This window comes from Psychrobacter sp. UBA2514, assembly GCF_002341255.1.
GTDB lineage: Bacteria > Pseudomonadota > Gammaproteobacteria > Pseudomonadales > Moraxellaceae > Psychrobacter > Psychrobacter pacificensis.
Genome location: NZ_DDNS01000012.1, coordinates 178,986 through 189,940, shown reverse-complemented (window position 1 = coordinate 189,940; position 10,955 = coordinate 178,986). Strand labels below are relative to the sequence as shown.

Genomic DNA, 10,955 nt, shown 5'->3' with positions numbered 1-10,955 from the left:
CTTTTAATATTGATTGACTATATGATGAGGCTCAAAGCAAGTAATCATCAAGTCAAATAGCAAAACGAAAAACGGACTAATAAATAGTCCGTTTTTTTATATAATGACTTTATGAAAACGATCTAACCAAACTCTTTTAGTAAAGCTTTAGCACTCATTTTACCAAAGTCATTCGCTGCTAACGGCCCATCACCTGAGATCAGTTTTCTGTCTTGATGAGTGCTACCGGTGACCAGTTTATTGCTAATAGTGACACCTAGGTCTTCAAGCTTTTCACCAAAGTACCATGGCATCGTACCAGGCAGATAGCCAATTTTTGGCATTTGCTTATCCATCGCCGTTGGGAATGCGACCATCTTATAACCTTTAAAAATAAAGTCTTTATTAGCGTTATCGTCTTGCTTAGAGCTATCAGGACTTTCTAAATTAGCCGCTAGTAGAGCAGCTGGTCCATGACAAATTGCCAAAGTAAAGAGATCCTTTTTATGACCCCAGCGTAGCAATGCGCCAAGGTTTTTATCTTCCGGCAAGCCGAGCATCGCGCCGTGACCACCGGGAATAAAAATCGCCGCGTAATCAGTGCTGTCTGCCATATCGTTTTTGACAAAGTCAGCGATACTATTGGGATTGTTAAGCTTGGACTTATACTCGCTATAGATTTGTTTAACGTCGTCATCGTCCTCTGGCATCGCCCACTGCTCGACCTTGACCGCCTCGCCTGTTGGCGTAAACACATCGACATCAAAGCCTGCTTTTTTAAAATGTAATAACGGCACCATCATCTCCACCGGATGATTACCGGTATCAAATTTATTGCCGTTCTCCATAGTCATGTACTGCTCTTCGGTACAGACCATCATGATTTTCTTATCGCCCGTATAGGGATTATCGTAATTAGTATGATCGTAGTTGGTTTTATTCGGCGCAGCTATCTTTAGCGATGATGTTGAGGGGATATAAATGCCTGCTTCAGTTTCTTGCGGCTCTAAGCCTAGCGTATTTTTGGCGTTGTCTAAGGTGTCTTTAGCTTTATCTAATAGATCTTGCATATTCATAGTGGCTTCCTTTTTTATGATTTATATTTATTGAGTAGCTATTTATTAAGTAGCTAGAAATGATAAATCTAAGGTAACAAATGAAGACAGCATTAAATAGATGAGAATTTTTATGTTTCGTAAGCTTTGTAAAGCAGGATTGAAAAACTGTTTTAACGGGTTTTCTTTAGTAGCTTACTTGGTGAGCTGCTCGCTTGAAAAATCCTTGTCCACTTATTTAGAGCAAACAGCACGAAAGGCAGCAGGCAGGTATTAATGAGATCATGAATACTTGCTTTGATATCTGTACCTTTTAGAGCCAGAAGGCCTTTTGGCACAATGATGTGACGATTGTCGAAATATTCACCTAGCAGTGCTACGCTAATGACGACTAATAGTGCTAAAAAGGCTCTGATAGTCTGATTCTTAATGATAGGGCGTAAGATAAACATGCTGAGCAGATAGACGCCGACGCCGACGTAAATGTGTAACGCGTCTTTGGCAAGGCCAGTTGTTTCAACAACGTTTATTTTAAAGGCGCTAAAGTCCACTAGAGTATTCCAAATATAAGCGAGCAGAAAATGGTTGAGCGTATCATCGAACCATAATAACCAAAAATTGAAAACGTAAAATGAAAATAATAAGAAATAAAAAGGCAGACTATACAAGTGATAACCTACCCTATTCTGAAGCAAATGTGCAATTTACGTTTACTGCCTATCTACACATTCCACTCGACAAAATTCTTTAGCAGTTGCAAGCCTGCGGTATGGCTCTTCTCAGGATGGAACTGCGTGGCAAATAGGTTGTCTTTGATGATACTGGCACAAAACGGCTGGCCATAATCACAGATAGCGGCGACTTGAGAGTTATCGTTAGGCGCGCAGTAATAACTGTGCACAAAGTAAAAGTGCGCGTTATCCTCAATACCGTGCCAAAGCGGATGGTCAAAATCCATACCACTAATCGTATTCCAGCCCATATGTGGTACTTTTATCGTTGCGCCTTGTTTGTCTTTCCACGTAGGGTCAAACGCTTCTACCGTACCGTTTAAGATGCCAAGGCAATCTGTACCACCATTTTCAGCCGATTGCTCAAATAAGGCCTGCATACCCACGCAAATCGCCATCACCGGCTTGTTGAATATAGCCTTGCGCACGACGTCATCGATGCCAGCATCGGTCATGCCGATCATACAATCACGCATAGCACCAACGCCAGGGAAGACGATTTTATCAGCGGCAGCCACGACTTTGGGGTCGTTAGTGATGGATACCTCCGCGCCGACATTGGTGAGTGCCTTGCTGACCGAGTGCAAGTTACCCATGCCATAATCTAATAGTGCAATTTTGGTCATTAGAATGCCTCTTTGGTCGATGGCAAGGTATTCAATGCCCGCTCATCATACTCACAGGCCATACGCAGCGCGCGAGCAAAAGCTTTAAAGGTAGATTCGATTTGGTGATGGCTATTTTTACCTTTGAGATTATCCAAATGTACGGTCATCCATGAATGATTGACGAAGCCGTAAAAGAATTCGCTAAACAGATCGACATCGAAGGTGCCGACATGCGAGCGCGTAAACGGAATATCCATATGCAAGCCTGGACGTCCTGATAGATCGACGACCGCGCGCGTCAACGACTCATCAAGCGGCGCATAAAAATGTCCGTAACGGCGGATGCCTTTTTTATCGCCCAAAGCTTTGTTAAACGCTTGGCCCAAAGTAATACCGGTATCCTCGACACTATGATGATCATCGATAAAGGTATCGCCGACGCATTTGATGTCTAAGTCAAATAAACCATGACGCTTGATCTGATCAATCATATGATCCAAAAATGGCACGCCAGTATCGACCACACCTTGACCGGTACCATCAAGGTTAACGGTACAAGTGATTTGCGTCTCAGCAGTGTTACGTTCAACAGTGGCGGTGCGCGCTGGGCGACCATACAGGTTTGAATTTTGCGCTTGATTAATATCGGCAGACATAGCTACTCTCTATAAATAAAGGGTGGGGAGTAAATAGACACTTAAATAGACATTAAGGTAATGTAGATATAAGCTTATCATAGCAAAATGGCGTCATGACGGCTATGGCAGGACGGTAAAGCAAGGCGCTATTTGTCTCAATCTGTTAAAATACTGCCTTAAGTTTTATTAGGGCGTGTTGAACATTCACAAATGCGCACTGCTGATCGCTAAAATAGTTCTAGTCTAAGTGAAAATTGCAGGTAATGCTTATTGCATTGGCTAGATTTTCGCAACGACTAGGGCGATTTTAGCATCAGCCCTCACGACAACAACAGGGACAGGACTATTTTTTGCCGCTTTATTGATAAAAATAGACGCTTAGAACAACTAAACTTACCATTTTTATCTGCAAATCGCCTAAAAAATAGTCTCTGTCAGTGCCAAGGTCGAATGTTCAACACGCCCTAATGACGCTTGTTTAGTCGGTTGTTTTACTTAATACGGTTAGCACTCATAAGACAATAGGATACATCATGCCTTTAGAAGCCATTGCGATTAATGATTTAAATGCGCCTTTAATCAAAAAACCTGCTCGCGACAATGAGCTTGCCGAGCGCTTAGAGACCATGTATGACGCTGACGATACGCAGCCTAGCGGCGAGGAGGTATTAAATATCATCGAAAATGGCTTTAAGCGTGGTCAATACCTATATGTTGGCATGTTCAATGACAAGCCCATTGCCGCAGTTGGCTGCTTTGATGATGGGCAGACCAATGCTAAGCGCTTGCAATATCTAACTGTGCATGAGCAAAACAAAGGCCGCGCAATCGATGCGAAGTTCATCAAGATGGTCTATGACGCGGAGGTCAAAAAAGGCGTGCGTCAGTTTGTCCCTGTCGATAACGATATCCATCAGATCATGAGCGACTACGAATTAATCAGAGTTAAAGACTAAGATTTGCATCGAATCTGATTATTTAGCCACAAAAGATAAAAATGTCTTGACAGCACCGCTTATATTTAGTTTAATAGCGTCCTCAGCGAAGACGGCTCGATAGCTCAGTCGGTAGAGCAACGGATTGAAAATCCGTGTGTCGGCAGTTCGATCCTGCCTCGAGCCACCATTTCGTTGATCTCATTTAGCTTTTAAATAAGCACCTAAAACCTCAGACGTTCGCGTTTGAGGTTTTTTTATGCCTGTAAGAAACGCACCTATTCATAACATTTTTACGCTACTTCTCCTCGTGACTTGCTCAGTATACTGAGTAGCACTACTGACAAAGGGTACTATTGATAAAAAGGCAGCTATGATAGGAGCGTTTAGATGAGAGAGTTTGATTACGATTTGGATTATAAGAATCTAGATCTACGTAAGCATCCTGAGCTATACCGTGTCGGCCGCGGCGAGCAAGGCGTGTTGCTTGTTGAGCCTTATAAATCTGAGTTACTACCGCATTGGCGCTTTGCTACCCCTGATATTGCGCATGAGAGCAGTGAAACCATTTATCAGATGTTCTTAGATTATTTAGCAGATGATGACTTCGTTGGCGCGGATATGGCACGTAAGTTCATCCAGATGGGTTACACTCGTGCTCGCCGCTATGCCAACCATAAAGGCGGTAAAAAGTACAAAGGTCCTGTGCCCGATGATAAAAAAGGTCAAAGCGGCGCGCATGGTCGCGAAGAGTTACCACGACAAGCCGAAGACCCGATCAAGGCAGAATCGGCGCGTATTTTTAAGCAAAAATGGGACCAGTGTCGTGAGAACGAAGATTATCTAAGAATGAAAAAAGAACACCGCGCGCGTTATAGTTGATCCAATTTAAGAGTGGTACAAGGCAACCGAGTGCAGATGTATACGTCATACTTCAAGCGAGGTTAACGCTGTAACGCTTTTTAGTGGATTGACTATATAAAGATGTCGAGTAACTGCTAATGCTCATCACCTTGAGAATATAACAACACTAAATTGACCAGTCTTAAAATACTACCGTGCCAAGGTATAACACGGAATATCTAACACAATAAATATAATGATTTTTAATAGTGAGGAACAATGAATAAGCAACTCTTAATTTTTGATTTTGATGGCACACTCATTGATAGCGTGCCCGATTTGGCCGATGCCACCAATGCAATGCTGACCACGCTTGGTAAAGACACCTACCCTATCGAGACGATACGCAATTGGATAGGCAATGGTTCACGAATGCTTGTAGAGCGTGCTTTGGTCGGTGATATCACTGTCCCAGAGGGCGCACTGACCAAAGCCGAGGCCGATCACGCAGAGCAGATATTTTTTGAAGCATATACTAAGATTGGTGGTAGCAAAACCGTTGCTTATCCCGATGTCGATAGTGGCCTTAAACAACTTCACGCGGCTGGCTACACGCTCGCTCTAGTGACCAACAAACCGCTTCGTTTTGTCCCCAAAATATTGCAAACATTCGGCTGGCAAGATCTGTTTAGTGAAGTGATGGGCGGCGACAGTCTATCCACCAAAAAGCCAGATCCAGCGCCCCTACTGCATGTCTGTACTCAATTGGGGATTACTCCTGACCAAGCGATTATGATTGGCGATTCTAGAAACGACATCTTGGCGGGTCAAAACGCCAATATGGACACGCTTGGTCTGTCTTATGGCTATAACTACGGACAAGACATTCGTGAGCTAAATCCAACCGAGGCGTTTGATCATTTTGCGGATTTGGTTACTTGGATTATGAAAGATAACATCTAACCCATAAAAGCCTTTATCAAACGGATGTGATAGTTGGCTCAAACGAAGACTACTCCTTACTACGATAGCTGAGCGCCTCTGACACATGGGCGCTGTTAATATCTGTACTGTTGGCCAAGTCCGCGATAGTACGCGCGACTCGTAACACCCGATGGTAGCCGCGTGCGGATAAATTCAAGCGCTGCTGAGCAAGTTGCAATAGTTGTTTTTCGCTGTCGCCTAATTTGATGTATTCATCGATTTCGCTCGGGCTTAGCTCATTATTGACTTTTTGTTGTCGTTTTAATTGATGCTGATGCGCGGCTGCTACTCGCTCGCGTACTTGTTTGGATGTTTCGCCTGCCTGCGCGCTTTGCAAATCAGCAATCGGCAATGCTGGTACGGTAATATGCAAATCAATACGATCTAATAGTGGCCCTGAGAGTTTGTCTTGATAGCGTTTGATTTGCTCAGGTCGACAGCGGCAGCGCCCTGAGGTATCGCCATCATAACCACACGGGCACGGATTCATAGCAGCGACCAGTTGAAAGTTGGCTGGAAAGGTCATTTGCGAGTTAGCACGGCTAATAGTGATTTGCTTGGCTTCTAACGGCTGGCGCAATACCTCAAGCACGCTCCGATCAAACTCTGGCAATTCATCAAGGAATAACACGCCTTTATTGGCAAGCGTAATCTCGCCCGGTTTGGGCCGTGAGCCGCCGCCAACCAACGCCACGGCTGATATGGTGTGATGCACTTGCCTAAAGGGACGTGTGCCGTAATCGTAATCACTGTCTGCCACTGAATACGTACTAGCTACCTCGAGCGCATCCTCATCACTGAGATCAGGCAATATCGTCGGCAAACGTGAGGCCATGAGCGTTTTGCCAGAACCCGGTGGCCCTATAAACAATAACGAATGACCGCCAGCTGCTGCTATCTCTAGCGCGCGGCGGGCATGGTGCTGTCCTTTGACATCGGCTAAATCCACTTGATAGCCTACATGCTGCGGTGCTGGACTGGGTGTGACCACCTCCAAGCAGTCATAAGATCCGCTTGGATCCGCCAGTGACTGCAAGTGGTTACATACTGCTTTTAGACTCTTCGCTGCCAATATCGTCACACCATCAACGCGACTGGCCTCACGACCATTGTCAATCGGTACGATTAATTGTGGTGCGCTCTGTAAGGTAACATTTTGCTCATTTTTTACAGAGTCACTCGCCTTTGACAACGTTTTCGACAACGTTGATGTCAATCCTTCTGCCTTAATCGCGCGAGCGACAGCCAAGCTACCGGTCACCTGCCGCAGCTCACCGTTGAGTGCCAACTCGCCAATAAACTCAAACCCCGATAATACTTCTGGCTCAAGTTGTCCGCTTGCCGCCAATATCCCAATAGCGATTGGCAAGTCCAGACGCGCGCCATCTTTAGGTAAATCAGCAGGTGCTAAATTAATCGTTAGACGCCGATTGGGAAACTGAAAACCTGAATTAAGAATGGCAGAGCGTACTCTGTCTTTACTCTCGCGCACGGCCGCTTCAGGTAGACCAACGATGGTTAGTGCTGGTAACCCTTGCGATAAGTGAACTTCGATGATGACTTTAGGTGCATGCAAACCGACGACTGAGCGAGTATAGACTTGGGCAAACGACATCAGCGTTTCCTAATATTAGAGATTAATCGATGATAAAGTATTATTTATCAGCGTGCAAATGTCGTGTTTTATAAAAAATATAGGTAGGACATTAAAACAATCATCTCAAACCAAAGCCGTCAATATTAATGCTAAAAACCATCACGATATACCATACTAAAAGTAGGGATTTGGTATAATAATGACCATATTTTAAGACAGTTGCTATAATAGCCAAGCTGTTACTGCAAACGTTATCATCTGGCAGCACAAAAAAGCGATGCTATAGCCACTATGGGTCAAAACGAGGAGTACCGCATGACAGATTATTCAGCACAAACTAACCCGCAGCCCTACAATGATGCGGAAGCGCCGCCGTCGACCACGCGTCCTGTTATGCAACCAGACAACCCTTATGCCAGTACCCGCGGTAGTATTACTAGTAAGCAGCTACCAGCATTCGATGAAGCCATCATCAATAAGTACAATCGTTCAGGTCCGCGTTATACCTCCTACCCAACTGCTCTAGAGTTCACGCCGATACCTGAGAATATTGGCATAAATGGTTTTGAGGCAGTTAGTCTTGAGACGAAAATCTTGCAGAATCGTGAGTCACGCGCGCCATTGTCTTTATACTTTCACATTCCGTTTTGCCGTCACCTTTGCTATTACTGCGCCTGCAATAAGATTATTACCAAAAAAAATAGCGACTCTGGTGATTATCTGCAGTATTTAATGGCTGAGATTGCCCTTAAACGCCGCTTGCTGTCTGTACCAGAAGGTAGCGATAAGCCCTTGGTCAAGCAGCTGCATTTGGGCGGTGGTACGCCAACGTTTTTGCGTGATGAAGAGATGGTTAAGCTGTGGGAGTTTTTACAGACGCAGTTTGAGTTTCTGAGTGATGATGAAGGCGACTACTCTATCGAAATCGACCCGCGTGAGCTGAGTGATAATACGCTAAAGATATTACGAAACCTTGGTTTTAATCGTATCAGCTTAGGCGTGCAAGACTTAGATGAAACGGTACAAATCGCGGTCAATCGTGTGCACTCAGTAGAGCTTATTGAGAATGTATTAACAGAGGCGCGAGGGCTTGGTTTTCATTCTATCAATATCGATCTGATTTATGGTTTGCCGCATCAAACGCCTGACACGTTAGACAAAACGGTACAACGTATCATTGAGATGTCACCAGATCGTCTGTCTGTCTTTAACTATGCGCATCTACCTGAGCGTTTCAAAGCCCAACGTCAGATCAAAGATGAAGACCTACCTAGCCCAGCAGCTAAGCTCGCTATGCTCGGCAACACCGTCAACACGCTAACCGAAGCGGGCTATCAATATATCGGTATCGATCACTTTGCTAAGCCTGACGATGAGCTAGCGATCGCACAGCGCGAAGGCAAATTGCATCGTAATTTTCAGGGCTACACCATCATGGGCGATTGTGATTTATTGGGCTTTGGTGTCTCATCCATCAGTCAAATTGCCAATAGCAATACGCGCTATATCCTGCAAAATGATACTGATTTGCAAAACTATCAAGCTAAGATTGATGCTGCCAAAACCAATCCTACGGTCATGCCCGCGGTAAAATATATTAAGACATCCATCAAAGATCGCTTACGTGAATATGTCATCATGAACCTGCTCTGCCACGACTATCTCGATTTTAAAGATGTGAATCAAAAATTCGGTATCGATGCGATTACCTATTTTATTGATGAGATTCAACAGCTGGGAGAGATGCAAGCAGATAGACTGATTGATATGGATGCAGCAGGTATTCGTGTCTTACCTAGGGGCCGCTTGCTTGGTCGCAATGTTGCCATGGTATTTGATGAATATCTAGAAAAAAAACACAAAAACCGCTTCTCAAAAGTTATCTGACATAACGACTTGGCAGCCAATTATTAGCCATTAAAAAGACCTCAAACGAGGTCTTTTTTAGATATTACTGTGGATACTTATAGCTTTAATTTATCGCCTACCATCCCTTTAACAGTGCTCAAAATATCGGCTGGCAACACCACCATTTTTGAGTTGTCCGACTCTGCAAGCTGACGTATCGACTTGATGTATTGCTCGCCAAGTAAGTAGACAATGGGCATCTCTTCATCGCCCATCGCAGCGGTAATCAAGCGAATTGATTCCTCCGAGCCTTTGGCCAGTACCACTTGCGCTTCGGCATCGCGGCGTGAGGCTTCCAGACGTCCATCTGCTTCCAAAATAGCAGCTTGTTTTTGACCATCAGCACGAGTAACGGTCGCGCGGCGTAGACGCTCTGCCGCGGCCTGCTCTTCCATAGAGGCTTGCATGGTTTGCGAGGGGTTAATGTCTTGAATCTCTACGGTTTTAAGCGTAATACCCCAATCGGCGATGTCTTCTGAGATCGCATGTTTGAGCAAGGCTTTAATCTCATCACGACTCGATAAGGCATTATCCAAATCCATCTCACCAATAATAGAGCGCAAGGAGGTTTGTACCAAATTGCGGATACCATGTTCATAATCTTCAATACCGTAGACCGCTTTGTCTGGACGCAAGATGTTGATATAAGCCACGGCATTGGCGATGATCACAACGTTATCACGGGTGATGACTTCTTGAGATGGGATATCTAGTACGATGTCCTTTGTGGTGACTTTATAAGCGACTCTATCCACAAAAGGAATGATGATACTAAAGCCAGGCTCTAGAGTTTGCTGATATTTACCCAGCCGTTGCACGACCCACTTGTACCCTTGCGGAACAATACAAACGCCTTTAAAAACGGTAAAAATCACCAATGCTATTAATACCAGCATCACGATACCGACGCCATTTAAACTACTCAAGATACTACCCATGTGATTCTCCTTGACCCTTGCTTTATTTGCCAGCGACGTGATTTATGCCCTTTTTTTCTTAATTTAAAAATCTTTAGTACTTGATAACGTTTATTTGCTAGTACCTGACTCTTTGAGATCGGGTTTGTGCAAACTCAGTCTACCCGCTTTAGATTGTTTGGCAGGCACTTGACTGTTAATCGTCGGAGTAATGTTTGGCCGTATGGTTTTGGGTGCTTGGAGGCGCTGCGTGGGTGCAACCACCATCTCATCGCCGACCACCTTTATGACCACCACACGATCACCTGTCTCGACATTCACGCCTGCTGTGCGACATGGCCACTCATCTGCACCCCAAATAGGCACGTTAAAGCGCACCATACCTGAAATGCCTTTTTGCGGTTTGACCACGATCATGCCCGTCTCACCAATAATCAGATCGCTACTTTGCCCCATCTTTTTACGGCTCATTGACAGCGGCTTGATGTATTTGACCCAAGCAAACATAAACAAAACCGATAGCGTAAGCCAGATCAATACCTGAAATAATAGCGGAATGGGCAGCAACCATGCTAAGGCAGCAACGATCACCGCAGCCGCACCAAACCAGAGGCTAGCAAAGGTCGGAATAAATATCTCAGCAATCATCAAAGAGAAGCCTAACACCAACCAATGCCAAGGTTCAATCATCCAGATAGTCTCAATCATCGCTGTCTACTCCTGTATCTGCCTACCTTCCAATGTAGCACAGTTTTGTAGA

General features: G+C 44.6%; 11 protein-coding genes and 1 tRNA gene. 5 read left to right on the top strand and 7 right to left on the bottom strand.

Going from position 1 to position 10,955, the window contains the following annotated elements:
- Nucleotides 1-122 precede the first annotated feature (122 nt).
- The 4 genes from hchA to hisB form a co-directional block, all read right to left on the bottom strand.
- On the bottom strand, nucleotides 123-1,055 hold the full coding sequence (hchA, locus tag B3V51_RS04925) for a glyoxalase III HchA (RefSeq protein WP_286708064.1): 933 nt from the start codon (nucleotides 1,053-1,055) through the stop codon (nucleotides 123-125).
- A gap of 152 nt (nucleotides 1,056-1,207) precedes the next feature.
- Nucleotides 1,208-1,585 carry a hypothetical protein gene (locus B3V51_RS04920; RefSeq protein ID WP_212564073.1) on the bottom strand — a complete coding sequence of 126 codons (378 nt, stop codon included), beginning with the start codon at nucleotides 1,583-1,585 and terminating at the stop codon, nucleotides 1,208-1,210.
- A gap of 170 nt (nucleotides 1,586-1,755) precedes the next feature.
- Complete coding sequence (hisH, locus tag B3V51_RS04915; RefSeq protein ID WP_286708063.1) at nucleotides 1,756-2,391, bottom strand: imidazole glycerol phosphate synthase subunit HisH; 636 nt, start codon at nucleotides 2,389-2,391, stop codon at nucleotides 1,756-1,758.
- Nucleotides 2,391-3,029 (bottom strand): imidazoleglycerol-phosphate dehydratase HisB, encoded by a 639-nt coding sequence (gene hisB, locus B3V51_RS04910; RefSeq protein WP_286708062.1) that lies wholly within the window; start codon nucleotides 3,027-3,029, stop codon nucleotides 2,391-2,393. The genes hisH and hisB overlap by 1 nt, the downstream gene beginning before the upstream one ends.
- A 515-nt stretch (nucleotides 3,030-3,544) precedes the next feature.
- On the opposite strand from hisB, the gene B3V51_RS04905 reads away from it, so the two are divergent.
- The 4 genes from B3V51_RS04905 to B3V51_RS04890 all read left to right on the top strand — a co-directional run bounded on the left by B3V51_RS04905 (nucleotide 3,545) and on the right by B3V51_RS04890 (nucleotide 5,752).
- Nucleotides 3,545-3,967 (top strand): hypothetical protein, encoded by a 423-nt coding sequence (locus B3V51_RS04905; RefSeq protein ID WP_201556975.1) that lies wholly within the window; start codon nucleotides 3,545-3,547, stop codon nucleotides 3,965-3,967.
- 93 nt (nucleotides 3,968-4,060) lie between these two features.
- Nucleotides 4,061-4,136, top strand: a tRNA-Phe gene (locus tag B3V51_RS04900).
- Between the two features lie 200 nt (nucleotides 4,137-4,336).
- Nucleotides 4,337-4,828: a DUF4385 domain-containing protein gene (locus tag B3V51_RS04895; protein ID WP_286708061.1), complete on the top strand. Its 492-nt coding sequence runs from the start codon at nucleotides 4,337-4,339 to the stop codon at nucleotides 4,826-4,828.
- 240 nt (nucleotides 4,829-5,068) lie between these two features.
- Nucleotides 5,069-5,752, top strand: coding sequence for a phosphoglycolate phosphatase (locus tag B3V51_RS04890; RefSeq protein ID WP_186475356.1), 684 nt, complete (start codon nucleotides 5,069-5,071; stop codon nucleotides 5,750-5,752).
- 49 nt (nucleotides 5,753-5,801) lie between these two features.
- Here the strand turns inward: B3V51_RS04890 and B3V51_RS04885 are convergent, their stop codons facing one another.
- Nucleotides 5,802-7,388, bottom strand: coding sequence for a YifB family Mg chelatase-like AAA ATPase (locus B3V51_RS04885; protein ID WP_286708060.1), 1,587 nt, complete (start codon nucleotides 7,386-7,388; stop codon nucleotides 5,802-5,804).
- A 375-nt stretch (nucleotides 7,389-7,763) separates the two neighbouring features.
- On the opposite strand from B3V51_RS04885, the gene hemN reads away from it, so the two are divergent.
- Nucleotides 7,764-9,257: an oxygen-independent coproporphyrinogen III oxidase gene (gene hemN, locus B3V51_RS04880; protein ID WP_414706364.1), complete on the top strand. Its 1,494-nt coding sequence runs from the start codon at nucleotides 7,764-7,766 to the stop codon at nucleotides 9,255-9,257.
- Between the two features lie 77 nt (nucleotides 9,258-9,334).
- Here the strand turns inward: hemN and B3V51_RS04875 are convergent, their stop codons facing one another.
- Both B3V51_RS04875 and B3V51_RS04870 read right to left on the bottom strand, forming a co-directional pair.
- Nucleotides 9,335-10,216, bottom strand: a complete 882-nt coding sequence (locus B3V51_RS04875; protein ID WP_093070296.1) for an SPFH domain-containing protein — start codon at nucleotides 10,214-10,216, stop codon at nucleotides 9,335-9,337.
- A 90-nt stretch (nucleotides 10,217-10,306) separates the two neighbouring features.
- Nucleotides 10,307-10,903, bottom strand: a complete 597-nt coding sequence (locus B3V51_RS04870) for an NfeD family protein (protein WP_339605588.1) — start codon at nucleotides 10,901-10,903, stop codon at nucleotides 10,307-10,309.
- Between the last annotated feature and the right edge of the window lie 52 nt (nucleotides 10,904-10,955).